Consider the following 16,599-nt stretch of genomic DNA (forward strand, 5'->3'; position numbering starts at 1 on the left):
CCGGGCGCCGGGCGGTGAACAGAGACGCCGTTGGCAGCCGGGAGGGGCGCCGGTGCAGTGAGAAGGGACGCCGGTGGCGGCGGAAGAGGCGCCGGTGCAGTGAGAAGAGAGGCCGGTGCGGTGAAAGGGATGTGGAGGGGTACGGGAACGGGCGGTGACGCGGGGCGTACGTGACGGTGAAATCCCTTCATGGCCGCCGCGTGGGCCGGAGAAGGTCGTGCGAGCTGAGGAGCAGGTCGGATGTGCCAGGCGGGGTTCCTGCGCTGACACAATCCCTTCGTTCCTCTGGTCGTGTAGAGATGTGCCCGATACAGTCGTTTCGATCGTTTATGGGACGATCATCGTTGATATCGCCCCGCCCCGCCCAAGGAGACGCTTGATGCGAATCAGGAGAGCCCTCGCCCTCAGCGCCGCCCTCACCGTTCTCGCGGTGGGTATCCCGGCCGCCACGGCGTTCTCCGAGGACGGTGCCGAGGACTGCAAGAACGTCACCAACGGCGGCTCGCAGTCAGATCCACAGTGTTTCTGGATGGCCGACCCCGGCGAGGCGCTGAAGATCGTCCGATTCTGGGCCGAGAACGACGGCGCCAAGCTGAAGGAGGCCACCGAGTACCCGATCGGCTGGATCGACTGCACGACCGAGCAGTGCTCCGCCGAGGGTGAGGGCGACGGGCAGGCGCACGGGGACGGCGATCCCGCCCCCGAGGGCTACCAGGACGACAACACCCCGCCGGCCTGCCAGACCGCCGGTGAGACGTGCTCGGTCACCCCCGAGGAGATCGCCGCCGCCGCGCGGACCGCCGCCGGGCAGGCCATCGCCGCCGCCGCGGCGAGCAAGATGCGGGTGTGGGTCGACACCGAGCTGCTCGACGACTACAAGGCCGGCACGGCGACCTTCGCCGCGGCGGTGCGGAAGGTCGGCGCGCTCGCCGCCCAGCCGGGCGTGGTCGGCATCCGCTTCACCTCCCAGCTCGGTTACAACGGCCAGGTCAAGACGCCGGAGGAGATGAGCGCGTTCGTCACCGCCGCCGCCACGGCCCTGCACCAGGTCGCCCCGGGCAAGAAGCTCGGCGTCCACACGGTGATCCCCGCGTTCGGCTGCGGCGCCGACGACTCCTGCTCCACCGCGATGACCAAGAAGTACCCGCTGCTCACCCCGGAGCACATCGAGCCCCTGCTCACCTCGGGCTCGGTCGACCAGCTCGCGCTCGACGCGGGGCTGCTCCAGACGGCCTACGCCAGCTGGAAGATCACGCCGCAGCAGGCGCAGCACAACCAGTGGAGCAAGGTCAAGTCCCTGGCCTGGGACACGCTCGCGCAGATCGCCGCCGAGGACGCCGGGCTCGCCGGCAAGGACGCCTCGCCGCTGACCACCGAGCAGGCCGCCGCCGCTGCCGAGGACCGCATCGCCACCCCGCTCAAGGACGGCGCCGCGACCGTCAACCTGTGGACCCGCTGGCAGGACACCTCGGGCGCCACCTACCGCGTCATGGGGGCGGGTCTCGCCTCGACGCCCGCGTGGGAGCAGCTCGCCAAGCTGGAGCCCCTGCAGCGTCGCCTGTCGACCATGTACAGCCCGGCGTCTCCCGAGGTGGGGATCGCCCAGGACGTCAAGAAGCTCTCCGAGGTCTTCAGCCAGGTCTACGTCACCGACTGACGGACATCCCCTGCGCTGAGGTGCCGAGCGGCGACCGGTTCACGACGAACTCACCAGCGACCGGTTCACGATGGACTGACCGGCGACCGGTTCACGACGAACTGGCCGGCCGGCCGGCCTTGCCCGTCCCGGCGGATCTCCTCCCGATCCGCCGGACCGGTACTCCCGGGAACCGCTCCCCTCGGACCCGTTCTCCGGACCCGTACTCCGGACCCGTACTCCCGGGACCCGTGCCCCCGCCGCCCTCAGGGCCGGCGGGGGTTTCTGTTTGTGCGTGCGGTCCGAGATTTATCTATGACATAGCGTGATAACTCAAGTTTTTGCGGCTTGTCAGCGTGAATTCCGGCATTGCCGTTATGTTTCGTCCTACCATTCCTCTGTGGCATATCCGGGAGCGGGTCGGCAGATCCCATCACAGCAGGAGCCTCCACCGCCGTGGCCGGGGCAGGCGGCTCCCGAGCCGTTCGTCCAGGTTCCGCTGCCCCCGGATCCGTTCACCCTGGCTCCCGCCTCCCCTGAGCCGTTCGTTCAGGCTCCCGTGCTCCCCGGGCGGTTCGCCCAGGCGTCCGCGCGGCCCCGGCCGGGCGCGGAGCCGGTGGTCGTCGACGTGGGCGCCGGGTCCAAGGGCAAGGCCGTCGCGGCAGCCCTCGTCGCGGGCACGCTCGGCGTGATCTCGCTTTTCTCGGCGCTGACGGGCCAGGTCGAGGGAGGACCCGCCACCGCGTTCGTCGCCGGCGTCCTCGGCGTGGTGTTCATCGCCGCCGGACTGCTGCCGCTGGTCGCCTGGCGCACGATCACCCGGCCGCGCAAGCTGGTCATCGAGCAACTCGGCATCCGGTGGGACGACCCGCGCGGCACCTCGTGGGCCGTCGCCTGGGCCGAGCTGTCCGGGGTCGCCGTCTCGCGCACCGTGCAGCGCCGGTTCAAGCTGGACGACTACCTGCTGCCGCGCAAGGTGATGGTCCGGGTCGACCTCTTCCCGGCCGACCCGGGCTTTCGCGCCCGGCACCCCGAGATGGAGCCCCTCTGGGAGCTCCACCGGGTCCAGAACGGGTACCGCCTCCCGCTGGGCTCCGGCCGCCGGCACATCGAGCCCATCGACCAGGGGATGCGGGCGCACCGGCCGAACATCTACCTCGGCGTGCGCGACGAGGGCTTCATGATCGGGCTCATCTGAGCCGGTGCCTCCACTCTCCACGACCGCCCGCCAGGAAGAGTGGCGCGCCGGGAGTATCCGCCACTCACCCGCCCGAGTGACCCGAGACGCCCTTCCCCACGTCGCAGCTTCCGTCCCTGGCCATGCCGTCCCCCTTGCCGGTCTTGTCGTTCTCGCCGGCGACGCCGGGCTTCGGCAGTTCGTCCACCACCGACACCTTCACCTGCGCGGTCAGGGCGAGGACGCTGCCGACCGGCGCGTCCGCCGCCTTCTCGTCCGTGACCGTGCCGCGCTCCCCGAGGTACACGAAGGTCGCCGGGTCGAAGATGAGCTGGGTGAGGACGCCGTCCCGCTCCCTGCCGACCGCGATGCCCCGGCGCCCGGCCGAGTCCTCGACGCCCTCGGCCACCTCCACGCCGCCGATCGTCTTGGCCGCCGCCACGAGCGCCTCCCGCTGGGCGCGGGGCAGGTAGCTCTCGCGCACCAGGTCCCCGACCGAGGTGAAGGCGGCGTCGTCGGCGGGGTTGTCCCCGCGCGGCCGTCCGTAGAGGTAGTCGCGCATCCCGCTCTCGTCGGCCGGCAGCCCGCTCAGGTACGCGTAGTCGGTGCGGGAATTGTCGGGATCGCCCGGGCAGTGGCCGGCGATGTCGTGCCACTGCTCGCCGGGCTGGGCGGCCGCCTCCGTCGGCAGCGGCTGCCCGGGGAACGGCTTGGAGGGCAGCCATTCGATCGACAGCAGCCCGTGGGCCTTGCCGTCGGCCGGCCGCCAGATCGTGCGCTTGGTCCGGTAGAGATAGCGGACCATGCTCGATGTACCCAGGGATGCGGCCGTGTACATCGTCTCGGACTCCACCATGACGAACTGGCCGGGACGCGGGTGCAGCTCCGCGCCCGTCGCGGGCGGGGCGACCGAGATCGAGTCGGTCGCGGGTTCTGGTGAGGCGGCGGTGGCGGCCGCGCCCGGCACCGGAGCGGGCGCCGACCGCGAGGACAGGGTGAGCCCGACGCCGCCCACCAGGGCGAGCGTCACGCCGAACGCCGCCGCGGCCTGCCAGCCGAGCCGGGGCGCGCCCGGCCGGGATCCGGGCCGGGCGGTGCGGGCACGCGAGCCGCTCGCGGCCTGGGCGAGCAGGCCGCGCCGTGCCGCCTCCCGGGCCGCGGCCGGGTACGAAGGGGCGGCCGGGCGGCCGTCCGTGAACGACTGGATCTCGTCAGCCATGCTGGGGCTCCAAGGTGAGGGGGTCGCTGCCACCGAGTGCCCGGCGGAGCTTCACGCGGACGCGGTGCAGCCGGGAACGCACCGTCCCCGGCGGTATGCCGAGAGCCGCGGCGACGTCCTCGTAGCTCAGGTCCGCCCAGGCGACGAGCAGAAGCAGGTCGCGCTCGCGGGGAGACAGCGTGGACAGCGCCCGTGCCAGCCGCGGCTGGAGCTGTTGCGCGGCGACCCGCTCGTCACTGCGTTCGTCGAACGTGCCGGGACGGTCGGCGGCGACCCGCGCGGCCGCGTGAGTGCGCCGGCGCTCCGCCCGCCGGTGCTGCGAGGCGACGTTGGTCGTGATGCCGTACAACCACGGGCGGGCGTCAGGACGCGCGAGGTCGTACCGCGCCCGCTGCCGGAACGCGACCAGGAACACCTCGGCCACGACGTCCTCGGCGAGCTCGGCTCCGAGGCGCCGCGCGGCGTACCGGAACATCTCGTCGGCGTGCCGGTCGAACACCACCGCGAACGCCTCGGGCTGCTCCAGCGAGCGCGCGATCACGGCGGAGTCGTCGGCCGTGGAGCCCTCGAGCAGTGCCTGGGCACCAACCACGTGCGGTCCTCTCCGGGTTCTCGATGCTTTCACTCTGTACTTGGCGCCACGCAAGACCCCGGGTCCATCTTTTTATGGACTTTCCCGGCGTGGATCACCGCATCCCGGGGAGACCGCGTGACCCCGGGTCGATCAGGTGGTCCCGGAGTGGAGCGCTGAGTCGGCCGCCGTGACCCGAACTGGACAGGACCGAAAAGACCGCATTCCGCTGACCTCGGCGTCTGATACGCCACAATTGGACGAACTCCGACCGGGAGGGCCGTTGCCCATCACATCAGACGACGAACTCTGGGCCGCTGTGCCGGCCGGTGTGGTCGCCCTGTTGCGCCCGGTCGTCGATGACCTCGCGGACCAGATGATCTGCGAGATCCAGCAGCGCGTGCCCGAGTACGCCCGCCCGGCCGACGAGGTCTACATCAAGGTGGTGCGCCTGGCGGTCGACGAGGCGATCCAGCGCTTCCTCGGCCGCATCGAGCGACCCCAGGACCCCTGGGACCTGGAGGTCTTCCGCTCGATCGGGAGGGGCGAGGCGGCCGAGGGCCGCGACCTGGATCCCTTCCAGACCGCCATGCGCCTGGGCGCCCGCGTCGCCTGGCGCCGCCTCACCGAGCAGGCCGACCGGCTCGGCCTCGACCCGCGCACGCTGTACGACATCGGCGAAGCCATGTTCGTCTTCCTCGACGAGCTCGCCGGCGCCGCGACCGAGGGGTACAACGAGGCCCGCGCCAACGCGGCCGGTGAGATGGAGCGCCGCCGCCACCGCCTCCTCGACCTGCTGTTGTCCCAGCCGCCCGCCTCGCCCGAGGCCATCGCGGAGATCGCGAGGGCCGCCGGGTGGCGGATGCCGAAGACGGTGGCGGGCGTCGCGCTGGAGGAACAGGACGGTTGCCCGGCGCCGTCGCTGCCGCCGGACGTGCTGACCGGGCTGACACGGGAGCGCCCCTGCCTGATCGTCCCCGACCCCACTGGGCCGGGACGGGCGCGCATGATCGAGTCGGGTCTGCGCGGCCGGCGGGCCGCCATCGGGCCTCCCGTGCCGCTGCTCAGCGCCGCGTCGTCGCTGGGGTGGGCCAGGGACGCCCTCGGCCTGGCCGCGCGCGGCGTGCTCCCCGATGACGGGGGAGTGCTGCGCTGCGCGGACCACATGGCGATGCTCGTGGTCTTCAAGGACGAGGGCCTGGTCAACGCCCTGGCCGCCGTACGGCTCGCGCCTCTCGCGCACCTGCGCCCCCGCCAGCAGGACACGATGGCCGAGACACTGCTGGCCTGGCTGCGGTACGGACGCGGCGCCGGGGAGGTCGCCGCCCGGTTGAAGATCCACCCGCAGACCGTCCGCTACCGGTTGCGGCAGCTGGACGAGCTGTACGGCGACCAGCTCGCCGACCCGGACGTCCGCTTCGAGCTGGAGATCGTCCTGCGCGCCCGCCAAGCCCTCAGATGAGGGCGCCGCGCGGCTTGCCGAGCCCTCACCAGGTGAGGGCCCCGGGGCTTGCCGGGCCCTCGGACGAGAAGGCGGGTCAGCCGGTCGTGGCGGCGAGGTAGCGGGAGAACTCCTCCAGCGAGATGCGCCCGTCGCCGTCGAGATCGAGCTTCTGGACCGCGGCCTCGGCGGCCTCGGTCGACACCGGCTGGCCGAGGACCTCCATCAGCCGCAGCAACTCCTCGGCTGAGATGAGCCCGTCCTTGTCGATGTCCACCAGGTCGAAGGTCACCGCGTAATCGCTCATAGCCACTCCTCGCGAGATCAGTCGTCCAGCACCCTAGTGGGCCAACTGCCACCAATTCGAGGTTTCATTCACTTGCGTCACTGCCGGTCCAGCCTGTCCGCGGCCGGCGATCGAAGGCCCGAGGCGGGAACGGGGTGCGTCGGCCGTTGGTGGGTATCAGGTTCGTGCCGGTCGAGCGGGGTTCGAATGCTCGGCACGGCCCGCGGGCGAGCTCTACCGGGCTCGGCCCGGACGCGCGGGTGCGCTGTGAGAAGAGGGGGAGCGTTCATGGCCGCCGAGGGGGACGAGACCGGGCTGCGCGAGGAACTGCGCATGGTCGAGGAAGATCTGGTCAAGCTGCGCGAGACCGTGGCCGAGCTGCGCGGAACCGTCGGGGAGCACGCCGAGGCCCCGACCGACGCGACCGAGGTCTCCATGCTGATCGCCATGGCCGACGAGCAGGAGCAGCTCATGACGACGCTCGAAGCCAGACGCGAGGTACTGCTGCGCCGCCTCGGCGAAGCGTGAGCGAGGCCGCCTCCCCACCAGGGAAGGCGGCCTCGGGCGGCGCGAGTCACGGCCGAAGCCGCCCGGCTCGGCCGTGGTGCTCGAAGAGGTGACCGGCGTGCTTGAAATAACGAGCGGCGACGGTGCTCGGTAGGTGATCAGCCGCAGTGCTCGAAGGGGCTGTCGTAGACCGACGTGCCGGCCTTGCCGCCCCACTTGACGCATTTGTCCGCTGCGGACGCCCGCACAGGACCCGCGTAGTAGGCGAAGTTCCCCGAGTCGGTGATCCTCGTGGACCCCTGCACCTCAAGGTACGCCGAGGTGGCCGTCGCGGTGCCGAGCGAGGTGCTCTTGATCGTGGTGACGCAGTTGTAGCCGCTGGAGGCGTTGTAGAGCAGGTACACCGTTCCGGACGAGCCGAGCGCGGCCGAGTCGATGACGCTGTAGCCGCTGCCGCACACCTCTTCCGGCGTGTACGGATTGCCGCCGCCGCTCCCGGTGACGTACTGCATGTATTTGGTCCAGTTCCAGTTCGACCCCGGGTCGGTGTGGTCGGTGCCGGGCACCTGGGCGTGCCCCACGATGTGCGTGCGGTCCTTCGGGATGCCGTACTTGTCGGCGACGTACCGGGTCAGCGCCGCCGACGACCGGTACATCGCGTCGGTGAACCAGCTCGCGTCGCTGACGTACCCCTCGTGCTCGATCCCGATCGAACGGTCGTTGTACACGGTCGCGTGGTAGGCGACGTCCTTGTCGCGGACCATCTGGGTGATGTCGCCGTCCGACGAGCGCACCAGATAGTGCGCGGACACCTTGGCGCTGGGGTTCTGGAACCAGGAGATCGTGCCCGCGTAGGAGCCCTGCATCACGTGGACGACGATGCGGTCGAGCGCGCTCGCGCCGCGGCTCGCGACCCGGTAGTTGCTGGTGCTGGCCGGCGCCCAGTGGGCGCTCGGGTAGTCCGCGGAGGCGGCCAGGCGCGGAGAGTTCAGGTCGGGCGCGTCGGCGTACTCGCCGCGGTCGGGCGTCACGGGCCGGGGCTGGACGCTCACCGTCTCGCCGCGGGGCGTGACGGCGCGGATCCCCTCGCCGAGCAGGTCGTAGACGGTGTCGGCGTAGAGCCGTGCCGACGCGGGGCTCGTGGCTCCTCCGTACTTGGCCACGGCGGTGTACCACTTGGCGATGTCCGCGCGGTCGATCGCGCTCAGTCCGAGCAGGTCGGCCTCGGCGCGCAGCACCGCGGCGCCGCCGGCGATGTTGGCCGCGCCGTCCCCCTTCAACGCCGCCACGGGTGTGGCCGTGAGCGACGCGGCCTGCTCCAGCGTGTGGTGGGCGGGGTTGGTGACCAGGTGCATCACGCCGTAGCCGCCGCTCGCGCTGGGCCTGCCCCCGTGCCCGTCGAGGTGGGTCTCGGAGTAGGCGAGCGCGACGAGCAGATCGCGCGGAACCTCGTACGTGGCGGCGGCGCCACTGAAGGCGCTGCCCAGGGGATCGGACGGTGCGGACGGCGCGGTCGGCGCGGCGCTCGCCGGCCGGCCGGCCAGGCAGACGGAAGCCGCGAGTAAGCCGGCCAGCGCCACCGCCAGGCGATGCGCGCGTAGAGCCATCATGGGTCCTCCTCAACACGGGCGCTCCAAGTGCGAAGCGTCCTGCCGTACAGCGTCCGGAGGACTCATATAAGAAAGATCCAAAGCCCGTACAAAGCGCAGCACCCTGACAGGCTCCCGCCCCCAGCGGACAGGAGGCCAAGGACGAACTGCGGAGACGTCAGACCCGCAGCGGACGCGACCCGCTACGGGGTCCGCAGGCGACGGAGCTCGCGGTGGACGGAGCTCGCGGTGGACGGAGCTCGCGGTGGACGGAGCTCGCGGTGGACGGAGCTCGCGGTGGACGGAGCTCGCGGTGGACGGAGCCGGTGGGAGGGCTCAGGGGGTGGCGCGGCCCGCGGTGACGGGGTCCGGGGAGAGACTCGGCGGATGGCGGGGGGACCGGTCGCCTCGGCGCAGGCCGTTGAGCGCCAGCACGAGTGCCGTGCCGTAGATCGCGTGCCCGGCCGCCATGACGGCCTGCCGGTCCGGCCGGTCGCGGTGGATGGGCGGCAGGATGCCCATGCCCGGCAACCACCCCTGGTAGCTGACCGCCCAGATCGCCAGCCCGTACGCGACGCCCAGGGGCACGCGGGGCTCCCGCCGGGCGACGGCCGCCGCGAACAGCCCGCCGCAGGCGGAGCCGAACGCGAAGTGCGCGACCGCGCCGAGCACGCCTTCCCCCTTCTTGGGCCGGTGCTTCGGGCCGGGCAGCACCGCCCGGGCGATGCGCTTGGGCGGATGTTCCCCCATCAGGCCGACCCGGTCTCCGGCGACCATCACGGCGCTCATGGCGCCGGTCGCGATCACTCCGCTGACGGCGCCCTTCACGAGGTTGCGGATCATGGCCGCTACCTGCCCTGACATGCACAGACGAAAACCCGCCCTCCCGCGGACGAGACAGGGATCGGGCCGTCAGGGGGAGGGGCGGGCCGGTCGTCAGGGGTAGGAGGAGTCGGCGTCGTGGCTGGAAATGGCGAGCACGCCGTCGATCTCGCTGAGCTCGGCGGTCAGCTCCGAGACCGCGCCGGGGCCGTGCACGCTGAGCCAGACGGTCACGGCGGCCGGATCATGTCGTTCGGTCCGCCGGTCGACCGACAGCTCGCTCATGGTGAACCCCCGGCCGGTGCACACTTCGAGCACCCTCCGCAGCACGCCGAGACCCTGCAGGTACGTCAGGTGGAGCAGCGACGGCGCGTACTTGGAGCGGGGCAGCCGGGCGGACACCGGGGCCAGCACGAACACCGCCACGAAGTGGCCCACGGTGACGATGATCGCCAGCAGCCACAGCCCGGCGCCCGCCGCCATGCCGATGGCCGCGGTCATCCAGATCGTCGCGGCGGTGGTGAGCCCTTGCACCGCGTCCCGCCGGATGAAGATCAACCCCGCGCCGATGAAGCCGATGCCGGACACGATCTGGGAGGCCACGCGGGACGGGTCCAGCGCGACGTGTCGCCCCAGGACGTCCTGGAAGCCGTACTTGGACACCAGCATGATCAGAGCGGCGGCGAAGCCGACGAGTATGTGGGTGCGCAGGCCCGCGCTCTTCTGGCGGATCTCCCGTTCGAGCCCGATCGCCGCGGAGAGCGCGAACGCGAGGGCCAGTTCCCCGACCTGTGTCCACCCTTGCCCAGGGAGACCGCCGACGAGTTGTGCCGCCACCATCGAACCAGGTTAGAGCAGCCTCGCTTCCGGATCACGAGAGCGCGCCGCGCGTCGCCCCAGCTCAGAGCATCCGTACGCCCCGGAGCGCGCCGCGCGTCGGCCCGGCTCAGAGCATCCGTACGCCCCGGAGCGCGCCGCATCTCGGCTCGGTTCAGGCAGTGCGCTCTTCCTCGGGGAGCGGATCGCGCGTCGGCTCGGGCCGGGGCGGGCGCTCGTCATGGGTGGACGCGCTTCAGGCCGGTCGTCCCGGTCGTTCGTCGCGGGAGCTCGCCGTGGTAGCCGCGGCGAGCGCGTCCGCGAGCACTTGGGGAGCCTCGGCCAGCGACGGGCCGTACCAGGTGAGGTGCCGGCCGCTGACCAGCGCGGCCGGAACGCCGGGGAAGAACCCGGGCCCGTCGTCCGGGGTGAACCGGTACGGCTCGTCCGGCAGCACCACGAGATCGGGACGGGCGTCCAGTAGCTCCGCGAGGGCGATGCGCGGATAGCGCTCGGTATGACCGGCATAGATGTTCCGCACCCCAAGGCGCAGCAGCAGGTCCCCCGCGAAGGTGTCCCGCCCGACCACCATCCAGGGCTTACGCCACACAGGTATGACCGCTCGAAGCGGACCGTCCGTGGGCCGCGCGCCCACGTCCCACGCGCGTTCGGCGGCGGTCAGCCACGCCGGCTCGGGCAACCCCAGCACCGTGACGAGCAGCCGCCGCAGTGACGTCACGGCGTCGTCCAGTGTGCGGACGACCGTCACCCACACCGGCACCCCGGCGGCGCGCAGCGCGTCCAGGTCGGGGACGCGGTTCTCCTCCTCGTTCGCCAGCACGAGATCAGGGCGCAGCGCCGCGATCGCGTCCAGGTCGGGATTCTTGGTGCCCCGGACCCGGACCACGTCGAGATCGGCCGGATGCGAGCACCAGTCGGTCGCGCCCACCAGCAGCGCAGGAGCGGTGGCCGCGACCGACTCGGTGAGCGAGGGGACCAAGGACACCACCCGCCGCACCTGGTCCGGCACCCGAACGGGAAGGCCGAGATCGTCGTGGTGAAGTGTCATGCGCCGGAACCTCCCGGCTCTCGCCCGGTTCGCGCCCGTCGTGCCGCGCGTGCCCACTGCGCATCACGGACCGGCGGGTCGATCAGGGCGCAGTCGTCGCACATCCCGCCGCCGGGGACGCGGTAATACAGGCAGCAGCTCACCCGGACGAAGAAGTACTGGCCGGGTGCGGGTTCGGCGAGGCGCCCCGTGCCCGCGAGCATGCCGAGGCCGAGCACCTCCCGCACCAGCCGCGCCGCGCGCGGGCCGAGATCCGGCCGCGCGGCGGGCAGGGTGCGCAGCGTCCCGGCCAGCGAAGAGGCGGCGTTCCCCCACAGCAGCGAGGCCGAAACCTTGGTGATCCCGCGGACGGCGTCCACCAGCGGTTCCAGCAGCTCCGTCGCGACCGCCCGATGAACCACCGCCGCCGTCCCCGTGACGTCCGCCCGATCTGCGTCGGAAGGGGTGTCGGCCGGCCTCGCCGGGGCGGGGTCCGGCAGGGCGAGCCAGTGGGACGTCCGGGAGGCCGACAAGGGAAGCGGCCCGGTCGCGGCCGGTCGCCAGCGGATCTCGGCCGGCGCCGCGGCAGGGACGAGGCCACGAGCGGCGGCGGCCGCCACGATAGGCGACCAGAGCCGGGCGGCCAGCCCCTGGAACAGGATGGAGGCGGCGACGCGGCTCTCGTCGGTGCCGAGCCGCCGCTGGAAGTCCTCGACCCGCGCGCGCAGGGCGGCGGTGTCGGCGGAGAGCTCGCCGAGCGGGCGCCAGGCGCCGTCGCCGGCGAGGCCCGGATCGGTGGAGATGGCGAAGTACGGCCCGATGGCCGACACCTCGGCGAGGGCCGCCTCGACCGACTCCGGATCAGCCCGCACGCTCTTCATTCACCCCGCCCAACCCGCACGTCCCTGACAAGGCCGCAGCCTCTTCGCCTCTGACAAGCTCGCCCGTCTGTTCGTCTCGGACGATGCCGCAGCCTGTTCGCCTTTGGCAAGCTCGCGCGTCTGCTCGCCTCGGACAAGGCCGTGACCTGTTCGCCTTGGACTAGCTCGCGCGTCTGTTCGCCTTGGATGATGCCGTGTCGGCGTGCCTTCGGACTCGACCAATGGTGCCATGCGCGCCCGGCCTCGCACCGGCCCCGGCGGGGCCGAAGCGCCGCGGCGGATATTACCAACAGGTCAGTAACTTGTTATGTGAGGTTGTCAATCGGGCGAAGCGGGCCGACAGTCTGAGCAACAGTCGATCGGGGGACCACCCCAGGAGCCAGCTTGGACATCCGCCGCCGCACCCTCGTCCTCATCTCGGCAGTAGCGTTCGTCTTCCTTCCCGCCTCCGTCGTGGCCATCCCGTCCACCGCCGCGGCCGAGGCCCCTCCGCTCCCCGGCTCGATGGCGTCGATGGGCGACTCCATCACCCGCGGGTTCAACGCCTGCGGCTTCTACGTGGACTGCACCTCCCGTTCGTGGTCCACCGGTTCGAGCAGCACCGTCAACAGCCACTACCTGCGCCTGCGGGCCGCCAACCCCTCGCTGGTCGCGCACAACGACGCCGAGTCGGGCGCCACGGTCGCCGACATGCCGGGACAGGCTCAGGAGGCCGTCTCGCAGGGGGTCGACTACGTGACGATCCTGATCGGGGCCAACGACGCCTGCGCCTCCTCCGAGAGCGGCATGACCTCGGTCGCCGATTTCGAGGCCCGATTCCGCGCCGCCGTCACGACCCTCGTCACCGGCCTGCCGGACGCGGCGATCTTCGTCGCGAGCATCCCGGACCTCAAGCGGCTGTGGGAGGTCGGCAAGGGCAACCTCACCGCGCGCACCGCGTGGGCGGCTCTGGACATCTGCCAGTCGATGCTCGCCCGCCCCCGGTCGACCGACGCGGCCGACGCGGCCAGGCGCGACCGCGTGCGGCAGCGCGTCGCCGACTTCAACACGGTGATGGCGACGGTGTGCGCCGAGCAGGCCGCCTGCCGCTATGACGGCGGCGCGATCTTCGGCTACCCGTTCTCGCTCTCCGACGTCAGCACCTGGGACTACTTCCATCCCAACACCAACGGCCAGCGAGTGCTCGCCGAGGTGACGTACGCGGCGACCTTCGGCTGGGGCTCCCCGGACGACCGCTGACGCCGCCTCGTCCCCGACGCGAAGCCAAGCCACGAGCGGCGTAAGAAGCGGCGGTGTGAAGCGGCCGGTGCGAAATGGCCGGTTCGAAGCGGCCGGTTCGAAGCGGCGCCACGAAGTGACGGGAGTGGTCAGGGAACCAGGTGGGCGGTGTCCCGGATGTCGGTGATGGCCATGTGGCCGGGCGCGTGGCCGATGGCGAACGGCGGACGTGACCGCATCACCGCCGCCTGGGGGGTCACCCCGCAGGCCCAGAAGACGGGGATCTCCCCGGCCCGCACCTCGACCGGCTCGCCGAAATCGGGCCGGTCGAGGTCGGAGACGCCCAGCGCACCCGGGTCGCCGATGTGGACGGGGGCGCCGTGCACGGCCGGGTACCGGGACGTGACGCGCACGGCCGTCGCCACCAGGTGCGCGGGCACCGGGCGCATGGAGACGACCATGGGCCCGGACAGCGCGCCGGCCGGCCGGCAGTCGCGGTTCGTGCGGTACATCGGCACGTTCGTCCCGGTCTCCAGGTGCCGCACGGGCACGCCGGCCTCCAGCAGCGCGGTCTCGAACGTGAAGCTGCAGCCGATGAGGAAGCAGACCAGGTCCTCGCGCCAGTACGCGACCACGTCGGACACCTCGGCGACCTGCTCGCCGTTCTCGTAGACCCGGTAGGCGGGCAGGTCGGTGCGCAGGTCGCCGTCGAAGATCGAGGCGGTCACCTCGCCCGGCTCGGTCACGTCCAGCACCGGGCACGGGCGCGGGTTGCGCTGCGCGAACAGCAGGAAGTCGTACGCGCGGTCCCTGGGCAGCGCCAATAGGTTGGCCTGCGTCCAGCCGGCCGACCAGCCGGAGGTGGGCGTCACCAGCCCTTCCCTGAACAGCGAACGGGCCGCCCCGGGGGCCAGCAGAGCGCGATCCTCCATGCCTTCGTCCTCCTTCTCCTCCTCGCACGGGTTCACGTGCGGGTCGTGTGGGTGACGTGCTCGCGCACGGGTCACGGACGGGCCAGGCGGAAGCGGACGCGCTGGCCGGGGCGGGTCTGGGCCGCGCGGTCGACGTCGGCGGCGCGCACGACCGCGATCACGGGGTACCCGCCCGTGACGGGATGGTCGGCCAGGAACAGCGTCGGCTGCCCCGACGGCGGCACCTGCAGCGCCCCCGGGACCATTCCCTCGGGCGGAAGCTCTCCCTCCCGCGCCCGCGAGAGGCGCGGCCCGCGCAGCCGCATGCCCACCCGGTTGCTGTCGACGGTCACCTCGTACGGCTCGGCGCACAGCACCTTGAGCGCCTCGGGGACGAACCAGTCGTCCCGCGGGCCGGGAAGGATCGTCAGCACGGGCTCTTCCGCGTAAAGAGGGGTCACCGGAGCCAGGTCCAGGAGCGGGAAGCCCTCGGGCGGCGGCCCCACGGGCAGCGCCGAGCCGCGCGCCGGACGGCCGGGGCCCATTCCGGCCATGATGTCCGTCGCCCGCGACCCGAGCACCTGCGGCACCTCCAGCCCGCCGCGCACGGCGAGGTACGTGCGCAGGCCGCGTCTCGGCACGCCGAGCCGCAGCGTGGCCCCGTCGGGCAGCCGTTCGACGGCCTGGTGGCCCACCCCCCGCGCCCAGCCGGCGGAGTCGGTGACGGTGGCGGGGCACGGCGCCCCGGTCAGCGTGAACAGCAGGTCGCCGTGGGCGCGCACCTGGAGGCCGCCCAGCGTGACCTCCAGCGCGGCCGCGCCCTCGGGGTTGGCCAGCAGCCGGTTCGCCAGGCACAGCGCGGACCGGTCGGCCGCGCCGGAACGGCCGACGCCGAGATCGCCGAGGCCCGGGCGCCCGAGATCCTGCACCGTCGCCATCGGACCGGTGGCCAGGATCTCCAGCCACCGCCGCACCGTCCGCTCACCCACGCCGGGCCTTCCCGTCGTCCCCGGCCTCGGCGAACCGCACGCGCATGCCGGGACGCAGCAGGGCGGGCGGGTCGGCGGCGAGGTCCCACACCGGGAGCGAGGTGCGGCCGATGAGCTGCCAGCCGCCCGGCGACTCGCGCGGGTAGACCGCGCTGTACTCGGCCGCCAGCGCGACCGCCCCCACCGGGACCCGCACACGCGACTCCGTCCGGCGAGGAACCCGCAGCCGCGGGTCGCCGCCGATCAGGTAGGCGAAGCCGGGGGCGAACCCGGAGAAGGCCACCGTCCACGGCGTCGCGGTGTGCGCGTCGATCACCTCGCGTTCCGGCAACCCGGTCAGGGCCGCCACGTCGGCGAGGTCGTCCCCGTCGTAGACGACCGGGACGGTCACCTCCCCGCCCGCCGGACGCGGGCCGGCCGCCGGGCGGGCGCGCAGGATCGCGGACTCGACCGGTTGGCGGCGCGCGGGCCGGTCGAAGCGGACCAGCAGGGTCCCGGCAGCCGGAAGCAGGTCGGTGACCCCGTGCGGAGGGTCTTCGGCGAGCGCCTCGTACAGGGCCAGGACCTCCTCGGCCCCGTCCAGCTCGACGAGGACGGCGTGGTCCCCGCACGGCCGCAGGCGCGGGCTCATCACGCGTCCTTCGCGATGAAGAGGGCGGCGTGGTCCCCGCACGGCCGCAGGCGCGGGCTCATCACGCCTCCTTTCCGATGAAGGGGGCCAGTTCGACGCCGTTCTCGGTGAGGACCTGCCGCACCCGGCGGGCCATGGCGACCGCGCCGGGGCTGTCGCCGTGCACGCAGATCGACCGGGCCTGGACCGGCAGCGGCGTGCCGTCGATCGCGGTGATCGGCTCGCCGCGCGCCATGCGCAGGCAGCGCGCGGCCACCTCGCCGGGGTCGTGCAGCACCGCGCCGGGCTCGCTCCTCGGCACGAGCGTGCCCTTCGGGGTGTACGCCCGGTCGGCGAAGCACTCGGTGACGGTGGTCAGGCCCGCCTGCCCGGCCTGGCGCAGCCACTGCGAGCCGGGCAGGCCGAGGACCGGAAGGCGGGGATCGTAGGCGCGGACGGCCGCCACGACGGCGGCCGCCTGCGCCTCGTGGTGCACGATCGCGTTGTACAGGGCGCCGTGCGGCTTGACGTAGCTCACCCGTGCCCCGGCGATACGGGCGAACGCGTCCAGGGCGCCGATCTGGTACACGATCTCGTCGGTGAGCGTCTCGGGCGGCACGTCGATGAAGCGCCGCCCGAAGCCGGCCAGGTCGCGGTAGCTCACCTGGGCGCCGATCGCGACCCCGCGCGCGGCCGCCGTCTCGCACGTGCGGCGCATGATCGTCGGGTCGCCCGCGTGGAAGCCGCAGGCCACGTTGGCGCTGGTGACGACCGACAGCAGCGCCTCGTCGTCACCGAGGCTCCACCCTCCGAACCCCTCTCCGAGGTCGGAGTTGAGATCGACCGTGATGATCGGGCCGGAGCCGCCGGCTGTCGCG

At 72.5% G+C, this 16,599-nt stretch carries 17 protein-coding genes; 5 read left to right on the forward strand and 12 right to left on the reverse strand.

Annotation, left to right across the window (positions count from 1 at the left end):
* The first annotated feature begins 379 nt into the window (after positions 1 to 379).
* Both ACFO60_RS31035 and ACFO60_RS31040 read left to right on the forward strand, forming a co-directional pair.
* The gene (locus ACFO60_RS31035) at positions 380 to 1,657 is read left to right on the forward strand and encodes a hypothetical protein (protein WP_380847356.1); all 1,278 of its coding nucleotides are present in this window, start codon (positions 380 to 382) and stop codon (positions 1,655 to 1,657) included.
* Positions 1,658 to 2,036: 379 nt separating this feature from the next.
* Complete coding sequence (locus ACFO60_RS31040; RefSeq protein ID WP_380847359.1) at positions 2,037 to 2,834, forward strand: hypothetical protein; 798 nt, start codon at positions 2,037 to 2,039, stop codon at positions 2,832 to 2,834.
* A gap of 64 nt (positions 2,835 to 2,898) precedes the next feature.
* Here the strand turns inward: ACFO60_RS31040 and ACFO60_RS31045 are convergent, their stop codons facing one another.
* Both ACFO60_RS31045 and ACFO60_RS31050 read right to left on the reverse strand, forming a co-directional pair.
* Positions 2,899 to 4,032, reverse strand: coding sequence for a CU044_5270 family protein (locus ACFO60_RS31045; RefSeq protein WP_380847362.1), 1,134 nt, complete (start codon positions 4,030 to 4,032; stop codon positions 2,899 to 2,901).
* Positions 4,025 to 4,624: an RNA polymerase sigma factor gene (locus ACFO60_RS31050; protein WP_380847365.1), complete on the reverse strand. Its 600-nt coding sequence runs from the start codon at positions 4,622 to 4,624 to the stop codon at positions 4,025 to 4,027. The genes ACFO60_RS31045 and ACFO60_RS31050 overlap by 8 nt, the downstream gene beginning before the upstream one ends.
* A gap of 262 nt (positions 4,625 to 4,886) precedes the next feature.
* Between ACFO60_RS31050 and ACFO60_RS31055 the strand changes: the two genes are divergently transcribed.
* Entirely contained in the window at positions 4,887 to 6,065 is a 1,179-nt protein-coding gene (locus ACFO60_RS31055) for a PucR-like N-terminal domain-containing protein (RefSeq protein WP_380847368.1), read from the forward strand.
* Positions 6,066 to 6,141: 76 nt separating this feature from the next.
* Here the strand turns inward: ACFO60_RS31055 and ACFO60_RS31060 are convergent, their stop codons facing one another.
* On the reverse strand, positions 6,142 to 6,351 hold the full coding sequence (locus tag ACFO60_RS31060) for an EF-hand domain-containing protein (protein WP_380847371.1): 210 nt from the start codon (positions 6,349 to 6,351) through the stop codon (positions 6,142 to 6,144).
* Positions 6,352 to 6,618: 267 nt separating this feature from the next.
* Between ACFO60_RS31060 and ACFO60_RS31065 the strand changes: the two genes are divergently transcribed.
* Complete coding sequence (locus ACFO60_RS31065; RefSeq protein WP_380847373.1) at positions 6,619 to 6,858, forward strand: hypothetical protein; 240 nt, start codon at positions 6,619 to 6,621, stop codon at positions 6,856 to 6,858.
* Between the two features lie 137 nt (positions 6,859 to 6,995).
* Here the strand turns inward: ACFO60_RS31065 and ACFO60_RS31070 are convergent, their stop codons facing one another.
* The 5 genes from ACFO60_RS31070 to ACFO60_RS31090 all read right to left on the reverse strand — a co-directional run bounded on the left by ACFO60_RS31070 (position 6,996) and on the right by ACFO60_RS31090 (position 11,984).
* Positions 6,996 to 8,447, reverse strand: a complete 1,452-nt coding sequence (locus ACFO60_RS31070; protein ID WP_380847376.1) for an N-acetylmuramoyl-L-alanine amidase — start codon at positions 8,445 to 8,447, stop codon at positions 6,996 to 6,998.
* 315 nt (positions 8,448 to 8,762) lie between these two features.
* A complete protein-coding gene (locus ACFO60_RS31075; protein WP_380847379.1) occupies positions 8,763 to 9,290 on the reverse strand; it encodes a DUF6789 family protein in 528 nt (175 codons plus the stop codon).
* Between the two features lie 72 nt (positions 9,291 to 9,362).
* Complete coding sequence (locus ACFO60_RS31080) at positions 9,363 to 10,088, reverse strand: MgtC/SapB family protein (protein ID WP_380847382.1); 726 nt, start codon at positions 10,086 to 10,088, stop codon at positions 9,363 to 9,365.
* Between the two features lie 232 nt (positions 10,089 to 10,320).
* Entirely contained in the window at positions 10,321 to 11,133 is an 813-nt protein-coding gene (locus ACFO60_RS31085) for a helical backbone metal receptor (protein ID WP_380847385.1), read from the reverse strand.
* Complete coding sequence (locus ACFO60_RS31090; protein ID WP_380847388.1) at positions 11,130 to 11,984, reverse strand: (2Fe-2S)-binding protein; 855 nt, start codon at positions 11,982 to 11,984, stop codon at positions 11,130 to 11,132. The genes ACFO60_RS31085 and ACFO60_RS31090 overlap by 4 nt, the downstream gene beginning before the upstream one ends.
* A gap of 393 nt (positions 11,985 to 12,377) precedes the next feature.
* Here ACFO60_RS31090 and ACFO60_RS31095 point away from each other — a divergent pair, with 393 nt between their 5' ends.
* Positions 12,378 to 13,232, forward strand: a complete 855-nt coding sequence (locus tag ACFO60_RS31095; RefSeq protein WP_380847391.1) for an SGNH/GDSL hydrolase family protein — start codon at positions 12,378 to 12,380, stop codon at positions 13,230 to 13,232.
* A 128-nt stretch (positions 13,233 to 13,360) separates the two neighbouring features.
* Here the strand turns inward: ACFO60_RS31095 and ACFO60_RS31100 are convergent, their stop codons facing one another.
* The 4 genes from ACFO60_RS31100 to ACFO60_RS31115 all read right to left on the reverse strand — a co-directional run bounded on the left by ACFO60_RS31100 (position 13,361) and on the right by ACFO60_RS31115 (position 16,571).
* Complete coding sequence (locus ACFO60_RS31100; protein WP_380847394.1) at positions 13,361 to 14,143, reverse strand: putative hydro-lyase; 783 nt, start codon at positions 14,141 to 14,143, stop codon at positions 13,361 to 13,363.
* Positions 14,144 to 14,214: 71 nt separating this feature from the next.
* A complete protein-coding gene (locus ACFO60_RS31105) occupies positions 14,215 to 15,111 on the reverse strand; it encodes a 5-oxoprolinase subunit C family protein (RefSeq protein WP_380847397.1) in 897 nt (298 codons plus the stop codon).
* Positions 15,104 to 15,742 (reverse strand): 5-oxoprolinase subunit B family protein, encoded by a 639-nt coding sequence (locus ACFO60_RS31110; RefSeq protein WP_380847400.1) that lies wholly within the window; start codon positions 15,740 to 15,742, stop codon positions 15,104 to 15,106. Before ACFO60_RS31110 ends, ACFO60_RS31105 begins: the two co-directional genes overlap by 8 nt.
* A gap of 61 nt (positions 15,743 to 15,803) precedes the next feature.
* The gene (locus ACFO60_RS31115) at positions 15,804 to 16,571 is read right to left on the reverse strand and encodes a LamB/YcsF family protein (protein WP_380847579.1); all 768 of its coding nucleotides are present in this window, start codon (positions 16,569 to 16,571) and stop codon (positions 15,804 to 15,806) included.
* Positions 16,572 to 16,599 lie beyond the last annotated feature (28 nt).

This window comes from Sphaerisporangium dianthi (assembly GCF_042654065.1).
Taxonomy (GTDB): Bacteria; Actinomycetota; Actinomycetes; order Streptosporangiales; family Streptosporangiaceae; genus Sphaerisporangium; species Sphaerisporangium dianthi.